Source organism: Janthinobacterium rivuli, from assembly GCF_029690045.1.
GTDB lineage: Bacteria > Pseudomonadota > Gammaproteobacteria > Burkholderiales > Burkholderiaceae_D > Janthinobacterium > Janthinobacterium rivuli.
Window position 1 is genome coordinate 819,820 of sequence record NZ_CP121464.1, and the last position, 19,590, is coordinate 839,409.

Consider the following 19,590-nt stretch of genomic DNA (forward strand, 5'->3'; position numbering starts at 1 on the left):
GTGTGTATGAATCTCACCATCAGCGGACATCATCTCGAAGTGACACCAGCCATCCGTGAATACGTACAAACGAAGCTGGAGCGTGTGAAACGTCATTTCGATCAAGTTATCGATATCGCCGTGATTCTGACCGTGGATAACCTCAAAGAGAAAGAAAAACGTCAAAAGGCTGAAGTCAACCTGCGTCTGAGTGGCAAAACCGTCTATGTGGAAAGCCTGGCGCATGACCTGTATGCCGCAATCGATACCCTGATCGACAAGCTGGACAGGCAAGTGATGAAGTACAAAACCAAAGTGCAAGGGCACGGTAAAGAGGCGATCAAGCATCTGCCAGACAACTCCGAGGAAGACGCCGTCGTCGCCGTTTAAGGCCACCCGCTTCCAGCAGTTGTGATCAACTAAGGGCGCACATCTTGCGCCCTTTTTTGCGCCTGGACCTGTTGAACGCAATCTTCCCCGCGCAGGCGCTAGAATGTTTGCACTTTCACTTCTTTCCTGCCTGCCATGAGCGACTTCGTCCAGACCTCCATCCGCAACCGCACCGGGCACATCGTGCTCGACCGTCCGAAAGCCTTGAATTCCCTGTCGCTGGAGATGGTGCGTGCCTTGAGCGCGGTCCTGCTGGCCTGGCGCGATGATCCGCACGTGGACGCCGTGGTGATCCGTTCCAGCAGCGAAAAAGCCCTGTGCGCCGGCGGTGACATCCGCTTCTTTTACGATGCGGGACTGGCCACGCCGCAAGGCGGCAGCGCCTTGCTGGAAGATTTCTTTACGGAAGAATACGCCTTAAATCATGTGATTCATTTCTATCCGAAACCGTATATTGCCGTGATGGACGGCGTGGTGATGGGCGGCGGCATGGGCGTGGCGCAAGCCGGGCCCGGCAACCGCCTGCGCATCGTCACGGGCCGCACGCGCATGGCCATGCCGGAAGTCAATATTGGCTTGTTCCCCGACGTGGGCGGCAGTTATTTCCTGTCCCGCCTGGCCGGCCAACTGGGCCTGTATCTGGGCTTGACGGGCCTGACCATCAACGCGGCCGACGCCCTGTACACGGGTCTGGCCGATGTCTACCTGCCCGAGGCGCAGATGGGGGCGCTGCTGGCCCTGTTCGAATCGACGCCGGGCGAGGCCTTGCCGGTGGCCATCAAGGCGCTGGCGGCGCCGTTCCAGGCCGGGGCGGGGGTATCTTCCCTGGCGACGGAGCGCGTGGCGCTGGACCGCCATTTCGGTGCGCCTTCCGTGGCTGCCATCATGGCCTCGCTGGCGCAGGACAGCAGTGCATTCGCCACCAAGGCGCTGGCGGCCATGCGTTTGCGCTCTCCTTTGATGATGTCGGTCACCCTGGAATTGCTGCAGCGGGGCGCTCACCTGGGCGTGGCCGATTGCCTGCGTCTGGAGCGCACGGTGGTGCGCCATAACTTCGCGCATGGCGAAGTGCTCGAAGGCGTGCGCGCGCTGGTGGTCGACAAGGACAATGCGCCGCGCTGGAACCCCGCCAGCCTGGACGAGGTCGATACTGCCATGGTGGCGCGCTTCTTTGTCCCCGTCTGGCCGGCGCAAGCGCATCCGCTGCGCCACCTGAATTAACTAGGAGCGTTCGCGGTGGCGCAGGACCACGCGCTCGTTGGGGCCGAAGTATTGCGCCAGCCGTTCCGCCATGTACACGGAGCGGTGCTGGCCGCCCGTGCAACCGAGCGCCACCGTCAGGTAGCTGCGGTTGTCGGACTTGAATGATGGCAACCATTTTTCGATGAAGGCGCGGATGTCGGCCAGCAGCTCCAGCGCGCTCGGCTGCGCGTCGAGGAAGGCGATCACGGGCGCGTCGCGTCCGTCGAGGGGACGCAGCGCCAGGTCGTAATAGGGATTCGGCAAGGCCCGCACGTCGAAGACGAAATCGGCGTCCAGCGGCACGCCCAGCTTGAAGGCGAACGATTCGAAGAACAGGGTCAGCGGCGCGCGTTCGGAGGCGACGATATCCTTGATCCAGGCGCGCAGCTTGTTGGCGCTCAATTCCGACGTGTCGATCACATGGCCCAGTTGTTCGATGGCCGACAGGCGCTCGCGTTCTTCCGAGATGCACTCGATCAGGGTGCGGCGGCTGGCGGGATTCTGGTTCGGACGCAATTCGTGCGACAGCGGATGGCTGCGCCGCGTTTCCGAGAAGCGCGCCACCAGCGAATGCGTGGTCGCCGTCAGGAACATGACCTTGACGTCGTGCCCCTGGTCGCGCAGCAGGGCCACATTGTGTGGCAGGCTGGTCAGCGACTCGGCGCTGCGCGCATCGACGGCGACGGCCAGTTGTGGTGTACCTTCGTCGAGCAGGGTTTGCACCAGGCTGGGCAGCAAGGCCGGTGGCAGGTTGTCGACACAATAGTAACCGGTATCTTCCAGCACATTGAGCGCGACGGATTTACCGGAGCCGGATATTCCGGTGATAAGGACGATATGCATACGCCGATCATACAATAAAGATCGACGCTCTGCTCCCAAGGCAATTATCTTTACAAATTATTGCAATTATTGTTCGAGTCAATGTGGGGTCAGACCCATCGGGTCGGACCCCGGTAATTAATCGCCGCTCATTGCCAAACGTTGCCGCTCCATGAACTCCTGCAAGGTATCGATGCCGCGCAGTTGCAAAATCGTATTGCGCACGGCCGCTTCCAGCAGCACGGCGATGTTGCGGCCGGCGGCGACGGGGATGACGACCTTGCGCACGGGCAAGCCCAGCACGTCTTCCGTGGGGAACAGGAAGGGCAGGCGCTCGACCTCTTCTTCCAGTGCGTTGCGGCGCACCAGGTGCACGATCAGTTTCAAGCGCATCTTGCGGCGCACGGCCGTTTCGCCAAAGATGGCCTTGATGTCGAGTAAACCCAGTCCCCGCACTTCCAGCAGGTTTTGCAGCAGTGGCGGGCAGCGTCCTTCGATCATGTTGGGGGCGATGCGCGAGAACTCGACGGCGTCATCGGCCACCAGGCCGTGGCTGCGCGAAATCAGCTCCAGCCCCAGCTCGCTCTTGCCCAGGCCCGAATCGCCCGTGATCAGCACGCCCACGCCCAGCACGTCCATGAACACGCCATGCATGATGATGCGCTGCGCCAGCTTTTTCGATAGGTAGACGCGCAGGAAGTCGATCACTTGCGCGGCCGGCAGCGGGGTGGAGAACAGGGGAATGTTTTGCTCGTCGCAGATGGCGAGGATGTCGGGCGGCGTTTCCAGCCCCTGCGCGATGATCAGCGCGGGCGGCCCGCCGGCGATCAGCTCGCCAATCACGTGGGTGCGCGTGTTGACCTTCAGGCGCTGGTAGTAATTGATTTCCTGGTGGCCAAAGACCTGGATGCGGCCCGGATGGATCAGGTTCAAGTGGCCCACCTGGTCGGCGGCCGACGAGACGTCGCCCGAGATCAGGCGCTCGCCGCCGGGGAAGCCGGCGAACCAGCCCAGTTGCAGACTTTCACGATTGTCGTCGTACAGGCGTTGTATCGTCAGTGGCGTTTGCAACATGGCAGTCTTCTTCAGGAGTGGAGGAATACCTGAAGTTTAACCCGCCGCTTGCAGACTAGGTTGCCAATTGACGATGCGCGAATGCACGGATTTCGGTTCCGGATCCGTGGCCAGCGCCGTGCGGAAGGCGTCGTCGGAAAACATTTCCGCGATTTCCGACAGGATTTCCAGATGTTGCTGAGTGACATGATCGGGAATCAGCAGGAAAAACAGCAGATTGACGGGCTTGCCATCGGGCGACTCGAACGGAATCGGCTCGGCCAGGCGCACGAAGGCGCCCAGCGGCGATTTCAAGGTTTTGCTGCCCTTGACTCTGCCATGCGGCACGGCCACGCCATGGCCCAGGCCAGTCGAGCCCAGGCGTTCGCGGGCAAACAGATTGTCCGAGACGGTAGAGCGGGCGATGCCGTAATTGTTTTCGAAGATCAGGCCGGCTTGCTCGAAGGCGCGCTTTTTACTGGAGACTTCCAAGTCCAGCAGGACGTTTTCGAGGGATAATATTTTGCTAAGATTAGTCATGACACTCAATGAAATGGTGCAATGCGCAGAGGGCTTGCGAGCCGAATTATAGGCCTGTTTCGGTGGCCTGTAACGCCAATTCTCAACAGTATACGCCCGCTGCGGGCGCAGTGGGCGCTACAGCCCACGTGGCCATCATTTTAGCAAAAAAATAACATCGGCGTGTATCGGCTATTTCCTGATTAAAAACACGCGGCGCACCGGTTTTTCCGCCGCCGAATGCCGATTTTCCGATTTTTCACCGTCTGTGACATGCTCTGCGGCACTACTGCAACGTTGTTTTAAAACACAGCCAACATTCCTGTTGGCATGGTTTCGTCGTGTTGCGCGATGTTACCCAATCAATGTTACTGGCGCGCATTGCGCAGATTGCCCGGCATCGTACCCGTACTGAAATTGCTGCGCCAGGGATTGATGTCGAGGCCGCCGCGGCGCGTATAGCGCGCATACACGGACAGCTTTTGCGGCTTGCACTGACGCAAGATATCGACAAAGATGCGCTCCACGCATTGCTCGTGGAATTCATTGTGCTCGCGGAAACCGATCAGGTAGCGCAACAGGCTTTCCTGGTCGATCTGCGGTCCCGCATATTCGATCTGCACGCTGCCCCAGTCGGGCTGGCCCGTCACCAGGCAATTCGATTTGAGCAGGTGCGAAACGAGTTTTTCTTCCACCGGCGCTTCATCCAGGGCGGCTTTCAGCAGCAGCGGCGAGGGCGTGTATTGCGTGATTTCCAGATCCAGGCGGTCGAGCAGCACGCCGTTGAATTCGCCCATTTTCAGCTTGCCGAAATCTTCCTGCAAGGTCAGTTCCACTTGCACGGGCGCGCCGAAACCGTTCGATAAATCCTGCTTGAGCAGGGCCAGCAGCGCATCCGCGCTATCGAGCTTGGTCTGGTTGAACGAGTTCAGGTACAGCTTGAACGATTTCGATTCGATGATGTTGGGCGAATCGGCCGGCGCGCTGACCTTGGCAATGGCCACCTGTGGCTTGCCGCGCTGATTCAGCCACGACAGTTCATACGCATTCCAGATATCGAGGCCGAAGAACGGCAAGGTGCCGTGCAGTTCCAGCTCGTCGCGCTTGCCCTGGCGCGGAATCGGAAACAGCAATTCCGGCGCGTAATCGGTGCGGTAGGCGGAGCTTTTGCCCAGGGGAGACAGTTCGGCGAGATCGTTGGTGGTGGTCATGGTCGTGTGGCGTAGTTCGGTCAAGGACGCATGGTAGCCTATTTCAACCCAACGGCAAGGACCGGGGTCAGACCCGACGGGTCTGACCCCAGCATGTGCAGTTGGGTTATTTCCCCATTTACCCCAGGAATAATTTGTACACGGGATTGCTGCTCTCATCCCAATAACGGTACCCCAGGGTATCGAGGAAGCGGGCGAACTCTCCCATCTCGTCTGGCGGCACTTGCAGGCCGATCAGGATGCGGCCCACGTCGCCGCCCTGGCTGCGGTAGTGGCAAAGTGAAATATTCCAGTTCGGCGCCATGCTGTCGAGGAAGCGCATCAGTGCGCCCGGCCGTTCGGGGAACTCGAAGCGGTACAGCAACTCGTCCTGCGCCAGCCGGCTCTTGCCGCCTACCAGGTGGCGGATGTGCGACTTGGCCAGTTCGTCGTGGGTCAGGTCCAGGGTCTTGAATTCGTGTTCCTCGAAGGTCTTGGCCAGCACGCTCGACTCATGCCGGTCGGCAATTTGAATGCCGACGAACACGTGCGCGGCTTTTTCATCGCTGATGCGATAGTTGAATTCCGTCACGTTGCGCGCGCCGATGAGCGAGCAGAAGCGCTTGAAGCTTCCCCGCTGTTCGCGCATGGTGACGGCAAACACGGCTTCGCGGAACTCGCCCAGTTCGGCCCGTTCCGCCACAAAACGCAGCCGGTCGAAATTCATGTTCGCGCCGCTGGCGATGGTGACCAGGGTTTCATTGTTGACAGGATGCTTGGTCAGGCTGGCCCGTTCCACATAGGCTTTGGCGCCGGCGATGGCCAGGGCGCCCGATGGTTCCAGGATGGAGCGCGTATCCGTAAACACATCCTTGATGGCGGCGCAGATGGCATCCGTGTCGACCGTGATGATTTCATCGACATATGCCTGCACCAGGCGGAAGGTTTCCTCGCCGGCAAGGCGCACTGCCGTGCCATCGGCAAACAGGCCCACGTCATTCAGGGTCACGCGTTCGCCCGCTTTCAGCGAACGGGCCATGGCATTCGAATCGACGCTTTGCACGCCGATGATCTTGATGTCGGGACTAATCTGTTTCACGTAGGCGGCAATGCCGGCGATCAAGCCGCCGCCGCCGATGGGGGCGAAGATGGCGTGGATGGGGCCGGCATGCTGGCGCAGGATTTCCATGCCGATCGTGCCCTGGCCGGCGATCACGTCCGGGTCGTCGAACGGGTGCACAAAGGTCAGCTTCTGTTCCTTTTCCAGGGTCAGCGCATGGTTGTAGGCATCCGTGTAGGACTCGCCGTGCAGCACCACTTCCACGTTCACGCCGCCGCGCCCCTTGACCGCCTCGACTTTCACCAGCGGCGTGGTGGTCGGCATGACGATGACGGCGCGGCAACCCATGCGCGCGGCCGACAGGGCCACACCCTGGGCGTGGTTGCCGGCCGAGGCGCAAATCACGCCGCGCTTGCGTTCCGCTTCGCTGAGCTTGGACATCTTGTTGTAGGCGCCACGAATCTTGAAACTGAACACGCTTTGCATGTCTTCGCGCTTGAAGTAAATCTGGTTGTTCAGGCGCTGCGACAGGGCAGGGGCCAGTTCCAGCGGCGTTTCAGTAGCGACGTCATAGACGCGGGCGGTCAGGATTTTCTTGAGGTAGTCGATGTTCATAGTCTGCAAGCAAGTGATTCTGGGCCAGAAAGGGTCTGGAGCGTGTCGGGCGATAGCGGCGGCGCCGCGGCGGATAGCCTGGCGACAATAATGCTCTGTGGAACTGCGGGCGGGTATGCCTTTGCCGGCCGTCGCGGATTGTGCGGCGCGCAAGCTGCTCTTCATTATAATGGAGAGCCTTACCGCATCGTGAAGTGTTCCATGATCGAATCCGCAATCGCCTGGCTGCTGCAGCTGATCGCAGCGCCGGAAGTCGGGCTGACATCGGTCTTTCTGATCAGCTTTATTTCCGCCACCTTGTTGCCGCTCGGCTCGGAACCGGCCGTCTTTGCCGTCATCAAGGCCAATCCCGCGCTGTTCTGGGCCGCCATCGGCGTCGCCACCCTGGGCAACACCCTGGGCGGCATCGTCGACTACTGGCTCGGCTACCGGGCCAAGCAGGCGTTTGCCAAGGAGCGCGACACGCGCTGGTTCCGCTGGCTGGCCCGCTATGGCGCCAAGACCATGCTGCTGGCCTGGCTGCCCATCGTGGGCGACCCCCTGTGCACCCTGGCAGGCTGGCTCAAGCTGCCGTTCTGGCCCAGCGTGGCCTACATGGCCGTCGGCAAGTGCGCGCGCTACCTGACCATGACGGGCTTGCTGCTCTACGTTCCTGATGGCGTATGGCACCGGATTGGACAAATGCTGGCGTAGTGGCACGCAAACGGGGCGTAATGCAACGCCAGTTTGCCCCATTTTTGGGCAGTTCGATAGTTTGTAGTAGAGTCCTGTTCTTGGCATTTTTGCGTCGAAAAATCAGCAAGACTGGTTTTTTATTCATGAAAAATAGGGCTTTTCCGTATTTGCTATGGTAGTGGATGAGGTGCTTAAACCTTGGGCGGAATAAGGCTGTTCCCGCATGGTGCGGCGCAATAAGATAAAATGGGTCTTTAGGGTCCAGTCCACATCGTCACCACACTCCATGAACGCTCCCGCACATATCCAAGCTTTACTGGCAGAAACGCCCAATGGTCCCGCAGCAAGCCGCCTGCGTGAAATCCCGTATAACTACACGTCGTTTTCCGATCGCGAGATCGTCATACGCCTGTTGGGGGAGGACTCCTGGCGCCTGCTCGACGAGCTGCGCGGCGCCCGCCAGACGGGCCGTTCGGCCCGCATGCTGTACGAGGTGCTGGGCGACATCTGGGTCGTGCGCCGCAATCCCTACCTGCAGGATGACTTGCTCGACAATCCGAAGCGCCGCCAGGGCTTGATCGATGCCTTGCATCACCGCCTGGCCGAAGTCGACAAACGCCGCCTGGGCATCGATGCGGCCGGCGGCGACGTCGCTGCCAGTGGCGAAGCGCCGGAAGTCGCCAAGGCGCGCAGCGCCAATGTGGAGCTGCTGCTGAAAGCGGCCAGCAAGGCCGTGGCCGACTTTGGCGACGAATTCCGCAAGACCTATGACTTGCGCAAGCGCACGGTCAAAGTGCTGGGCCGCTACACGGAAAAGCACAATGTGCGTTTCGACGGCATGACGCGCGTGTCGCACGTGACGGACGCCACCGACTGGCGCGTGGAATACCCGTTCGTCGTGCTCACGCCCGACACGGAAGAGGAAATGGCCGGCCTGGTCAAGGGCTGTATCGAGCTGGGGCTGACCATCATCCCGCGCGGCGGCGGCACCGGCTACACGGGCGGCGCGATTCCATTGACGCCGATGTCGGCCGTCATCAACACGGAAAAACTCATCACCCTGGGCGCCGTGGAAATGACGGTCTTGCCGGGATTGAGCCACGAATACGCGACCATCAATTCGGGCGCGGGCGTGATCACGAATAAAGTGTCGGAAGCGGCGGAGAAGGCCGGCTTCGTCTTCGCCGTCGACCCGACCTCGGCGCACGCTTCATGCATCGGCGGCAACGTCGCCATGAATGCGGGCGGCAAGAAAGCCGTGCTGTGGGGCACGGCGCTGGACAACCTGGCCTCGTGGCGCATGGTCGACCCGAACGGCGACTGGCTCGACGTCACCCGCCTCGACCATAATCTGGGCAAGATCCACGATATCGCGCTGGCACGTTTCCAGCTGGAATGGCGTCACCCGAGCACGCGCGACGCAAGCAAACCGAACGCGCCGTTCAAGACGGAAATCCTGGAAATTCCTGGCCGCAAGTTCCGTAAAGAGGGCCTGGGCAAGGACGTCACCGATAAATTCCTCGCCGGTTTGCCGGGCATCCAGAAAGAGGGTTGCGACGGCCTGATCACGTCGGCGCGCTGGATTTTGCACAAGATGCCGAAATTCGCCCGCACCGTCTGCCTGGAATTCTTTGGCCAGGCGCGCGATGCGATTCCGTCGATCGTGGAAATCAAGGATTACCTGGATGGTTTGCCGGCCAAGGGCGAGCAATATACAACCATCCGCCTGGCGGGCCTGGAACACCTGGACGAGCGCTACCTGCGCGCCGTCGGCTACGCCACCAAGTCGAAGCGGGGCGTGTTGCCAAAGATGGCCCTGTTTGGCGACATCGTCGGCGACGATGAAAACGCCGTTGCACAAGCGGCGTCGGAAGTGGTGCGCATCGCCAACACCCGCGTGGGCGAAGGTTTTGTGGCCGTCAGCCCGGAAGCGCGCAAGAAATTCTGGTTAGATCGTGCCCGCACGGCCGCGATCGCCAAGCACACCAACGCTTTTAAAATCAATGAAGACGTCGTCATTCCCCTGAACCGCATGGGCGAATACACGGATGGCATCGAGCGCATCAATATCGAACTGTCGATCAAGAACAAGCTGCAACTGGCCGACGCCCTGAGCGAATTCTTTGGCAAAGGTAATTTGCCAGTAGGCAAGAGCGACGATGCGTCCGACGACCGCGTCGACGATGCGGAAATGCTGGGCGACCGCGCCGAGCAGGCACAACAGCTGCTGGCCCAAGTCACGGCCCGCTGGACCTATCTGCTGGCCCAGCTGGACCGTCCGCTGGCGGACGTGAAGGGCGAATTGGCCGAACTGGGCATGGAGCGCTTGCTGCCCGTGTTCGATGCGCGCCTGGAAACGCAGCCGGACGCCACCCTGTTCGACGTGGTGCAGGACCGCACCGTACGCATTACCTGGAAGCAAGAGATCCGCGCCCAGCTGCGCCAGATCTTCAACGGCGCCGCCTTCAAACTGATTCTCGACGAGGCCACCGCCATCCATGCGCGCATCTTGCGTTCGCGCGTGTTTGTCGCGCTGCACATGCATGCGGGCGACGGCAACGTGCACACGAACTTGCCCGTCAACTCGGACAATTACGAAATGCTGCAGGACGCCCACGAAGCCGTGGGCCGCATCATGATCCTGGCCCGCTCGCTGAACGGCGTCATTTCCGGCGAACATGGCATCGGCATTACCAAGCTGGAATTTTTGACGGAAGAAGAAATCGGCGAATTCCGCAGCTACAAGCAGCGCATCGATCCTGAAGGCCGTTTTAATAAAGGCAAATTGCTGAACCTGCCAGGCATGGGCGCCGACTTGCGCAATGCCTATACGCCATCGTTCGGCCTGATGGGCCATGAATCCTTGATCATGCAGCAAAGCGATATCGGCGCCATCGCCGACAGCGTCAAGGATTGCTTGCGTTGCGGCAAGTGCAAGCCCGTGTGCTCGACCCACGTGCCGCGCGCCAACTTGCTGTATTCGCCACGCGACAAGATTTTGGCGACCTCGTCGCTGATCGAAGCCTTCCTGTACGAAGAGCAGACGCGGCGCGGTATTTCCATCAAGCATTGGGAAGAGTTCGAGGACGTGGCCGACCATTGCACCGTGTGCCATAAATGCGTCACGCCTTGCCCCGTCAACATCGATTTCGGCGACGTGTCGATGAACATGCGCAACTTGCTGCGCAAGATGGACAAGAAGAGCTTTAATCCAGGCACCAAGGCGACGATGATGTTCCTCAACGCCACCGACCCCGTGACCATCAACGCCACGCGCCAGGTCATGATCGGCTGGGGTTACAAGGCGCAGCGCCTGGGCCACGATTTGCTGAAGAAATTTGCCAAGAAGCAAACCAAGGCGCCGCCGCCATCGACGGGCAAGCCGCCCGTCAAGGCGCAGGTGATCCATTTTATTAACAAGAAAATGCCGGGCAACCTGCCGAAGAAATCGGCGCGCGCGCTGCTCGACATCGAAGATGACAAGGTCATCCCGATCATCCGCAATCCGAAGACGACGACGGCCGATACGGAAGCCGTGTTCTACTTCCCCGGTTGCGGTTCGGAACGTTTGTTCTCGCAAGTGGGCCTGGCCACACAGGCGATGCTGTGGGAAGTGGGCGTGCAGACGGTCTTGCCGCCGGGCTACCTGTGCTGCGGTTATCCGCAGCGGGGCGCGGGCGAGTTCGACAAGGCCGAGAAGATGATGACGGATAACCGCGTCCTGTTCCACCGCATGGCCAACACGCTCAATTACCTAGACATCAAGACGGTGCTCGTCTCGTGCGGCACCTGCTACGACCAGCTGGCAACGTATCAGTTTGAAAAGATTTTCCCCGGCTGCCGCATCATGGATATCCATGAGTATTTGCTGGAGAAAAACGTCAAGCTGGAAGGCGTCAACGGCACGCGCTATATGTACCACGAGCCATGCCACAATCCGATGAAACTGCAGGAGTCTAGCAAGACCATCAATTCCTTGATCAGCACGGTGGATAACGTGAAGATCGAGAAGAATGACCGTTGCTGCGGCGAATCGGGTTCCCTGGCCGTCACGCGTCCCGACATTTCCACGCAAGTGCGTTTCCGCAAGGAAGAAGAGATGGTCAAGGGCGCCGACAAGCTGCGCGGCGATGGGTTTACGGGCGACGTGAAAATCCTCACCAGCTGCCCGTCGTGCCTGCAAGGACTCTCGCGCTACAATGACGATTCGGGCACGACTGCCGACTACATCGTCGTCGAGATCGCCAAACACTTGCTGGGAGAGAACTGGATGCCGGATTACGTGAAACGCGCCAATGACGGCGGCATCGAACGGGTGCTGGTGTAATGTCCGCGCCTTGCGATCTGTGCAGCTTGCTCGACGGCTACGCCAACAAGCAAGGTCTGGAGACCTTGCTGTGGCGCAGCGAGCGCCTGTCTGTCGTGGCCGTTGATGACGCCGCCTATCCCGGCTTTTGCCGTGTGATCTGGAACAAGCACGTGAAGGAAATGACGGATTTGACGCCGGGCGAGCGCAACTATGTCATGGAAGTCGTGTGGCAAGTCGAGCTGGCCGTGCGTGAAGTGATGCAGCCGGAAAAGGTCAACGTGGCCAGTTTCGGCAACATGACGCCGCACGTGCACTGGCACGTGATTCCCCGCTACCGCGACGACGCGCATTTCCCGAACCCCAGCTGGGCCGTGGTCCAGCGCGAGACGGCGCCGGAAGTCCTGGCCGCGCGCCGCGCGCTGCTGCCGGCCTTGCGCGACGCCATCATTCAACGTTTATCCGCATAAAGTATCGTCATGACTGAAAAAACAGCAACACCGCAACCGACCGGCTTGACCGTGCACAACCAGTCGCGCGTGCTCGACGTGGCGTTCGATGATGGCAGCGAATTTGTCTTGCCGTTCGAATACCTGCGCGTGTATTCGCCGTCGGCCGAAGTGCAGGGCCATGGCAAGGGCCAGGAAACCTTGCAATTAGGTAAACGCCTGGTCGGCATCACGGGCCTGGAGCCGGTCGGCAACTACGCCGTGCAGCCTACTTTCAGCGATGGCCACAATTCCGGCCTGTACACCTGGGCCTATTTGTACAAGCTGGGCGCGGAAAAAGACAAACTGTGGCAAGCCTATCTGGACCAGCTGGCGGCAGCCGGCTACCCGGGCGACAGCGGCCGCGACGCGAAGGCCGACATGACGGTCAAGCAATCTTCCGGCCACGTGCACGGACCGAGCTGCGGCCACAAACACTGAGGTGAGAAAATAATGCGGTAATCTGTCGGATAACCGCCGCCCCGTTCGTCGTATGAATGCCCGCGCTTGCGGGCATTTTTCTTTTGGAGAAGAGACTATGGAATACCTGATCCTGATCTACGCCGACGAGGCGCGCTATGAATCCATGGAAGAGGGCCAGATGGCCAGTCTGATGGCCGACTTTGCCAGCTATACGAAGGACCTGGAGGCGGCCGGCGTGCTGCGCGGCGGGGCCGAACTGGCGCCCGTGGCCAGTGCCACCAGCGTGCGGGTGCGCAATGGCAAGCCCGTCATCACGGATGGGCCGTTCGCGGAAACCAAGGAGCAGCTGGGCGGCTACTATCTGCTCGCCTGTGCCAACCTGGACGAGGCGCTGGCCTGGGCCGGGCGTTGTCCGGTGGCTTCCTTGGGCACCATTGAAGTACGGCCTGTCACGGCATAAACATGGCCGGCGACGCCCTGTCGGCCGTCGAACACGTCTTTCGCCAGGAAAGGGGCAGGGTGCTGGCCGGCCTGATGCGGCGTTTCGGCGACCTGGGCCTGGTGGAAGATGTGTTGCAGGAAGCGTGCCGCAAGGCGCTGGAATTGTGGCCGCGCACGGGCATCCCGTCCAATCCCGCGGCCTGGCTCAGTTCCGTGGCACGCAATGCGGGCCTCGATCACGTGCGCCGGGCAGGCAAGAGCGTCGGCGAGGCCGAGGCCGTGTTCTCCGGCCTGCCGGCGCCCGTGATTGAAGAAGCGCACGCCATCGAAGACGACCGCCTGCGCCTGCTGTTCATTTGCTGCCATCCCGCGCTGGTGCCCGAGGCGCAGGTGGCGCTGGCCCTGCGCACCCTGTGTGGCCTGTCCACGGGCGAGATCGCACGCGCCTTCGGCCTGGCGGAAGCGGCCCTGTCGCAGCGGCTGTTGCGCGCCAGGCGCAAGATCGCCGAAGCGTGCATCCCCTTTGAGTTGCCACCTGAGCAAGAATTGCAGCCACGGCTGGCGCAAGTGCTGCACGTGATTTACCTGGTGTTCAGCGAAGGCTATTGCGCCAGCGGCGGCGACACCCTGCTGCGCGCGGACCTGTGCGCGGAAGCGCTGCGCCTGGGGCGGCTGCTCGACTGTCTGCAGCCTGGGCAGCCGGAAGTGCAGGGGCTATTGGCCCTGATGCTGCTGCAGGCGTCGCGCGGCCCGGCCCGTCTGTCGCCCGAGGGTTTTCTGCTGACGCTGGAAGAGCAGGAGCGGCGCCTGTGGGATGGCGGCCTGATTGCCGAGGGACTGGCGCTGCTGGAACTGGCCTTGCCGGCGCGCGCACCGGGGCCATATCAGTTGCAGGCCGCCATTGCCGCCTTGCACGCCAAAGCGCCCACGGCCAGCCAGACGGACTGGCGCCAGATCAGCGCCCTGTATGGCGCCTTGCTGCGGCACAAGCCGGAACCCTTGATTTTGCTCAATGCCGTCATCGCCTGCGCCATGGAGCATGGGGCAGCACACGGGCTGGCGTGGCTCGATCGCCTGGAAACCGTGCCCAGCCTGGCGCTATCGCATTATCTGCACGCGGCTCGCGCCGACTTGCTGCGCCGCCAGGGTGACCGGCCGGGGGCGCTGGCGGCATACGCGCGGGCGGCCATGCTGGCTGCGAATGCAGTGGAAAGGCAATACCTTCTCCGGCGTCACGGGGAAATGCGCCTGCCGCTTGTATAATGCTCCCAAGTTCAAACAGACTGCCTACCATGACCAATACGACCCATTTCGGATACAAAACAGTTGCAGAAGACGACAAAGTGCGCGAAGTCGCCAAGGTGTTCCATTCCGTCGCTGCCAAATACGACGTGATGAACGACTTGATGTCGGGCGGGCTGCACCGTCTGTGGAAGACGTTCACCATTGCCAACGCGGGCGTGCGCCCCGGTTTCAAGGTGCTCGACATCGCCGGCGGTACGGGCGACCTGTCGAAGGCATTCGCCAAGCAGGCGGGCCCTACCGGCGAAGTCTGGTTGACCGATATCAATGAATCGATGTTGCGCGTGGGCCGCGACCGCCTCTTGAATCGCGGCTTGCTCACCCCCACCATGTTGTGTGACGCGGAAAAACTGCCATTCCCCGACAATTATTTCGACCGTGTCAGCGTGGCCTTTGGCCTGCGCAACATGACGCACAAGGATGTGGCGCTGGCGGAAATGCGCCGCGTGCTGAAACCGGGCGGCAAGCTGCTGGTGCTGGAGTTTTCCAAGGTGGCGGCGCCCCTGCAAAAGCCGTACGACCTGTATTCGTTCTCGGTCTTGCCGTGGTTCGGACAGAAAATCGCCGGCGACGCGGAAAGCTACCGCTACCTGGCCGAATCGATCCGCATGCACCCGGACCAGGAAACCCTCAAAACCATGATGGAAACGGCGGGCCTGGAACGCGTGCAGTACTACAATTTGACGGCAGGTATTGCCGCTTTGCACACCGGTATCAAGATGTAATGCATCAACGTTGGTGATTTTAGGAGATGGAATGAAATTGAAGAAATTTATGGTCGGCATGATGCTGGCCGCGACCACGGTATCCATGCTGGGCGAGGCGCTGGCCCGTCCCATGGGCGGTGGCCGTTCGTTTGGCCGCCAGTCGCAAAACGTGGGCCGCCAGGCGCCCGCACCGGCGCCAACCCCGGCACCGGCCGCCGCGCCACGCCAGGCGCAACCTGCGCCGGCTCCCGCACCGGCCCCTGCCGCCAAGGCACCGAGCCGCTGGAAGGGCTTGCTGGGCGGCGCCTTGCTGGGTCTGGGTTTGGGCGCGCTGCTGTCGCATTTCGGCCTGGGCGGCGCCCTGGCCAGCATGATCAGTACCCTGCTGATGGTGGCCTTGCTGGCCGGCGTGGCCTTCTTCATCTACCGCATGGTGCGCGGCAAGCGTGACAGCAATGCCAGCGGCAATGCGCCGTTCGCCGGTTTCGGCAACCAGCCTGCGCCAGCCGGCAACGTGCCTGACATCGGTTCGCGCATTCCACCGCTGCCGCCGCTGCAACCCGTCTCGTCCGGCGTTGGCCTGGATAAGCCGGACCCGGTCCCGGCCCCCGCTGCAGCGCCATGGGGCGTGCCAGGCGACTTCGACAAGGATGCCTTCCTGCGCCACGCGAAAAGCAATTTCATTCGCCTGCAAGCGGCCTGGGACAAGGCGGACGTCAACGATATCCGCGAATTCACGTCGCCGGAAGTGTATGCGGAACTGCGCATGCAAATCCAGGAACGGGGCGCGCAGCCGGACTTTACGGATGTCGTCACCATCGATGCCGAACTCCTGGGCATCGAGACGAGCGTCAACGATTACCTGGCCAGCGTGAAATTTACGGGCCTGATCCGTTCGGCGCCGGGCGCCGCGGCGGAACCGTTCGCGGAAGTGTGGAATATGTCGAAACCCGTCAGCGGCAACAGCGGCTGGGTCCTGGCAGGCATCCAGCAATTGAATTAATTGCAAAAACTTGCTGAATACTGGCTTAAGTCCATGCGGAATGCATGATGCTTAACAGATATTTCCTGCTGAACTGGTAAGATCGAAACCGCCCGCGTAGTTTTACGGGCGGTTTTTTCTTTTAGGGGCGCGCCTGGCGCGCTGTATATAGATGGCACCACTTTCCGATCTCTCCCTGATGACGCCCGTCATCGCGACCATCAACCACTTGCTGGCGCAAGAGCCGTGGGCGCGCCAGCAGTTGGCCGTGCACGCCGGCAAGCTGGCCTGCATCGACACGGGCGCCGTGGCCTTGCGCCTGCGCGTCGACAGCGCCGGCATGCTGGCAGCGGCGCCGGCCGACATGCCGGCCAACGTGACCATCCGCGTGAAATTGTCCGATGTGCCGCTGATCCTGCAAAACCGCGAGCGGGCGTTTTCGTATGTGAAAATCGAAGGCGATGCCGAGTTTGCCAATGCGATTTCGCAATTGAGCAAGGGCTTGCGCTGGGAAGCCGAGCACGACCTGGAAAAAGTCGTCGGGCCCATGCTGGCCACGCGCCTCGTTTCCGGCGCGAAAGATGCGGCCTCCTTTGTGCGCACGGGCCAGCAAAAGCTGGCGGAAAACGTGGCCGAATATTTCCTCGACGAACAGCCCATGCTGATCCGTCCTGCTACCTTGCAAGAGTATTCCGCTGGCGTGACGCGCGTGCGCGATGACGTCGAACGCCTGGCCAAGCGCCTTGCCCGGCTGGAAAAGGCGGCCGCCGCCGTCCAGCTGCAGTCCTCCTCACCGGATTTGTCTACATGATATTGAAATTTCTGCGCCTGTTTAAAATCATCCGTGTTTCCATCAAGTACGGTCTGGATGAGATAGCGATTTCTGGTCTGCAAGTTCCCCGCACCGCCAAATTGATCGACACCCTGATTTTCTGGCGCGACCTGTCGTCGCCACGGGGCTTGCGCCTGCGCCTGGCGCTGGAAGAGCTGGGCCCGATTTTCGTCAAATTCGGCCAGGTGCTGTCGACCCGGCGCGACCTGATGCCGCCCGACATCGCCGAAGAACTGGCGCGCCTGCAAGACCGCGTGCCGCCTTTCGATTCCGACCTGGCCATCGCGCAAATCACCAAATCGCTCGGTGCGCACCCGGATCAATTGTTTGCCCGCTTCGAGCGCGAGCCGGTGGCGTCCGCCTCGATTGCCCAGGTGCACTTCGCCAATTTGAAAGATGGCCGCGAAGTGGCCGTGAAGGTCTTGCGTCCAGGCATGAAAAAGCTGATCGACGAAGACGTGGCCCTGATGCACATCGCCGCCGACTGGACCAGCCGCCTGTGGGCCGACAGCAAGCGTTTGAAACCGAAAGAAGTGGTGGGCGAGTTCGACAAATACCTGCACGACGAGCTGGACCTGATGCGCGAGGCGGCCAACGCCAGCCAGCTGCGCCGCAACTTTGCCAACTCGGACTTGTTGCTGGTGCCGGAAATGCACTGGGATTATTGCTCCAGCAGCGTCATCGTCATGGAGCGCATGGTCGGCATCCCCGTGTCGCAAACGGAGCGCCTGGTGGCGGCCGGCGTGGATTTGCGCAAACTCTCCAGCGATGGCGTGGAGATTTTCTTCACGCAAGTGTTCCGCGACGGCTTTTTCCATGCGGACATGCACCCGGGCAATATCCTTGTGTCGATCGCGCCAGAATCGTTCGGCCGCTACATCGCGCTCGATTTCGGCATCGTGGGAACGTTGAACGACTACGACAAGGATTATCTGTCGCAAAACTTCCTCGCATTCTTCCGCCGCGACTACAAGCGCGTGGCCGAAGCGCATATCGAATCGGGCTGGGCGCCGAAGGATACGCGCGTCGATGAGCTGGAAGCGGCCGTGCGCGCCTGCTGCGAGCCGATCTTCGACCGTCCGCTGAAGGATATTTCTTTCGGACAAGTCTTGCTGCGCCTGTTCCAGACTTCGCGCCGCTTCAACGTGGAAGTGCAGCCGCAGCTGGTGCTGTTGCAAAAGACCCTGCTCAATATCGAAGGCCTGGGGCGCCAGCTGGACCCGGAACTGGACCTGTGGCAAACGGCCAAGCCGTATCTGGAAAAATGGATGAGCAACCAGGTGGGCCCGCAAGGCTTCATGGAGCGCCTGCGCGCCGAGGCGCCCCGCTATGCGCACATCTTCCCGCAACTGCCGCGCTTGCTGCACCAGGCCTTGACGGTGCATGGCGAGCCGCGCGAAAACGATGTGGAATTGATGAAAACCTTGCTGGCGGAACAACGCCAGACGAATCGCTTGCTGAGCTTTATCGTGTACTTCGTGGGCGCCTTCGCCCTCGGCGCGTTGGGCTTGCAAGTGTTCATGCGCTGGCATCAACTGCCGTTTTAAAGGCTGAGGACGTAAGTGATGGCTGACTTCCAAACCCGCGATCCGCTCTCGCCCGCCTTCTGGGACGAGCGGTTCGAGAAGCAATTTACGCCCTGGGACCACGGCGGCGTGCCGTCGCGCCTGCGCAGTTTCGTTGCCGGCAGCCCGGCGCCGTTGCGCTGCCTGATTCCCGGCTGCGGTTCCGCGTATGAACTGGTCTTCATGCTCGATCACGGCTGGGATGCCACGGCCATCGACTTTTCGCCGGCCGCCGTGGCCGCCGCGCGCGCCGTCGTCGGTGCGCGGGCAGGGCAGGTGGTGGAAGCGGATTTCTTTGCCTGGGAACCCGCCGCACCGCTGGACCTGATCTATGAACGGGCCTTCCTGTGCGCCATGCCGCGTGCCATGTGGCCGCAAGTGGCGGCCCGCTGGGCGCAGCTGCTGGCGCCCGGTGCCATGCTGGCCGGTTACTTTTTCTTTGACGACAATGCCAAGGGACCGCCATTTGGTATTTCTCGTGAGAAACTGCAGGAGTTGCTGGCGCCGCATTTCGACTGCCTCGCCGATGAAGCCGTCGATGATTCCATCGCCGTCTTCGCCGGCAAGGAGCGCTGGATGAGCTGGCGCCGCCGGGCGGACTGAGGCGGGCGGGGCAATTTCTGCTGGGAGCAAAGGAAAAGCTTTATAATTCAGGGTTTTTGATGATTTTCTCGGAGTAGAGATGCCGATTTACGCTTACCGTTGTGACGAGTGTGGTTTTGCCAAGGACGTCTTGCAAAAGATCTCCGATCCAGTACTGACGGTGTGCCTGTCGTGCGGCAAGCCCAGTTTCAAGAAACAATTGACGGCCGCCGGTTTCCAATTGAAGGGCACCGGCTGGTACGCGACCGATTTCCGCGGCGGCACGGCGCCCACCACGGCCATCCCGACGGGCCCGGCTGATGGCGCCAAGCCTGCCGCAAGCACCGAGAGCGCACCTGCTGCCGCGCCTGCGCCCGCCCCTGCTGCCGCTGCGCCGAAAGCGGACTGAGCGCGCGC

Annotated in this window: 19 protein-coding genes; 14 read left to right on the top strand and 5 right to left on the bottom strand. The window is 61.3% G+C overall.

Going from position 1 to position 19,590, the window contains the following annotated elements; genetic code table 11:
- Positions 1-6 precede the first annotated feature (6 nt).
- Positions 7-369, top strand: coding sequence for a ribosome hibernation-promoting factor, HPF/YfiA family (gene hpf / locus P9875_RS03665; RefSeq protein WP_035824124.1), 363 nt, complete (start codon positions 7-9; stop codon positions 367-369).
- A gap of 135 nt (positions 370-504) precedes the next feature.
- Positions 505-1,590 (top strand): enoyl-CoA hydratase/isomerase family protein, encoded by a 1,086-nt coding sequence (locus tag P9875_RS03670; protein ID WP_278317600.1) that lies wholly within the window; start codon positions 505-507, stop codon positions 1,588-1,590.
- On the opposite strand, the gene rapZ is transcribed toward P9875_RS03670, so the two are convergent.
- The 5 genes from rapZ to ilvA all read right to left on the bottom strand — a co-directional run bounded on the left by rapZ (position 1,591) and on the right by ilvA (position 6,870).
- A complete protein-coding gene (rapZ, locus tag P9875_RS03675; RefSeq protein WP_035824128.1) occupies positions 1,591-2,454 on the bottom strand; it encodes an RNase adapter RapZ in 864 nt (287 codons plus the stop codon).
- Positions 2,455-2,571: 117 nt separating this feature from the next.
- Entirely contained in the window at positions 2,572-3,507 is a 936-nt protein-coding gene (hprK, locus tag P9875_RS03680; RefSeq protein WP_034753337.1) for an HPr(Ser) kinase/phosphatase, read from the bottom strand.
- Between the two features lie 36 nt (positions 3,508-3,543).
- Entirely contained in the window at positions 3,544-4,026 is a 483-nt protein-coding gene (locus tag P9875_RS03685) for a PTS sugar transporter subunit IIA (protein ID WP_034753339.1), read from the bottom strand.
- A gap of 347 nt (positions 4,027-4,373) precedes the next feature.
- Positions 4,374-5,216: an NADPH-dependent 7-cyano-7-deazaguanine reductase QueF gene (gene queF, locus P9875_RS03690; RefSeq protein WP_278318784.1), complete on the bottom strand. Its 843-nt coding sequence runs from the start codon at positions 5,214-5,216 to the stop codon at positions 4,374-4,376.
- 118 nt (positions 5,217-5,334) lie between these two features.
- A complete protein-coding gene (gene ilvA / locus P9875_RS03695; RefSeq protein WP_278317601.1) occupies positions 5,335-6,870 on the bottom strand; it encodes a threonine ammonia-lyase, biosynthetic in 1,536 nt (511 codons plus the stop codon).
- A gap of 201 nt (positions 6,871-7,071) precedes the next feature.
- On the opposite strand from ilvA, the gene P9875_RS03700 reads away from it, so the two are divergent.
- From P9875_RS03700 to P9875_RS03755, 12 genes are all read left to right on the top strand, one after another.
- Positions 7,072-7,563: a YqaA family protein gene (locus tag P9875_RS03700; protein WP_035824134.1), complete on the top strand. Its 492-nt coding sequence runs from the start codon at positions 7,072-7,074 to the stop codon at positions 7,561-7,563.
- 268 nt (positions 7,564-7,831) lie between these two features.
- Complete coding sequence (locus P9875_RS03705) at positions 7,832-11,872, top strand: DUF3683 domain-containing protein (protein ID WP_176387719.1); 4,041 nt, start codon at positions 7,832-7,834, stop codon at positions 11,870-11,872.
- Positions 11,872-12,321 carry an HIT family protein gene (locus P9875_RS03710; protein ID WP_035824142.1) on the top strand — a complete coding sequence of 150 codons (450 nt, stop codon included), beginning with the start codon at positions 11,872-11,874 and terminating at the stop codon, positions 12,319-12,321. Before P9875_RS03705 ends, P9875_RS03710 begins: the two co-directional genes overlap by 1 nt.
- A gap of 9 nt (positions 12,322-12,330) precedes the next feature.
- Positions 12,331-12,780, top strand: a complete 450-nt coding sequence (locus P9875_RS03715) for a DUF971 domain-containing protein (protein ID WP_278317602.1) — start codon at positions 12,331-12,333, stop codon at positions 12,778-12,780.
- A gap of 97 nt (positions 12,781-12,877) precedes the next feature.
- Complete coding sequence (locus P9875_RS03720) at positions 12,878-13,222, top strand: YciI family protein (protein ID WP_278317603.1); 345 nt, start codon at positions 12,878-12,880, stop codon at positions 13,220-13,222.
- 2 nt (positions 13,223-13,224) lie between these two features.
- Positions 13,225-14,466, top strand: a complete 1,242-nt coding sequence (locus P9875_RS03725) for an RNA polymerase sigma factor (protein WP_278317605.1) — start codon at positions 13,225-13,227, stop codon at positions 14,464-14,466.
- 29 nt (positions 14,467-14,495) lie between these two features.
- On the top strand, positions 14,496-15,230 hold the full coding sequence (gene ubiE, locus P9875_RS03730) for a bifunctional demethylmenaquinone methyltransferase/2-methoxy-6-polyprenyl-1,4-benzoquinol methylase UbiE (RefSeq protein WP_034778407.1): 735 nt from the start codon (positions 14,496-14,498) through the stop codon (positions 15,228-15,230).
- Positions 15,231-15,261: 31 nt separating this feature from the next.
- The gene (locus tag P9875_RS03735) at positions 15,262-16,215 is read left to right on the top strand and encodes a Tim44 domain-containing protein (RefSeq protein ID WP_176387724.1); all 954 of its coding nucleotides are present in this window, start codon (positions 15,262-15,264) and stop codon (positions 16,213-16,215) included.
- Between the two features lie 151 nt (positions 16,216-16,366).
- Positions 16,367-17,005 (top strand): ubiquinone biosynthesis accessory factor UbiJ, encoded by a 639-nt coding sequence (locus P9875_RS03740; RefSeq protein ID WP_278317606.1) that lies wholly within the window; start codon positions 16,367-16,369, stop codon positions 17,003-17,005.
- Positions 17,002-18,573, top strand: a complete 1,572-nt coding sequence (gene ubiB, locus P9875_RS03745; RefSeq protein WP_278317607.1) for a ubiquinone biosynthesis regulatory protein kinase UbiB — start codon at positions 17,002-17,004, stop codon at positions 18,571-18,573. Before P9875_RS03740 ends, ubiB begins: the two co-directional genes overlap by 4 nt.
- Positions 18,574-18,591: 18 nt before the next feature.
- On the top strand, positions 18,592-19,194 hold the full coding sequence (locus tag P9875_RS03750) for a methyltransferase (protein WP_176387725.1): 603 nt from the start codon (positions 18,592-18,594) through the stop codon (positions 19,192-19,194).
- 79 nt (positions 19,195-19,273) lie between these two features.
- A complete protein-coding gene (locus tag P9875_RS03755) occupies positions 19,274-19,582 on the top strand; it encodes an FmdB family zinc ribbon protein (protein ID WP_035824165.1) in 309 nt (102 codons plus the stop codon).
- The last annotated feature ends 8 nt before the right edge of the window (positions 19,583-19,590 follow it).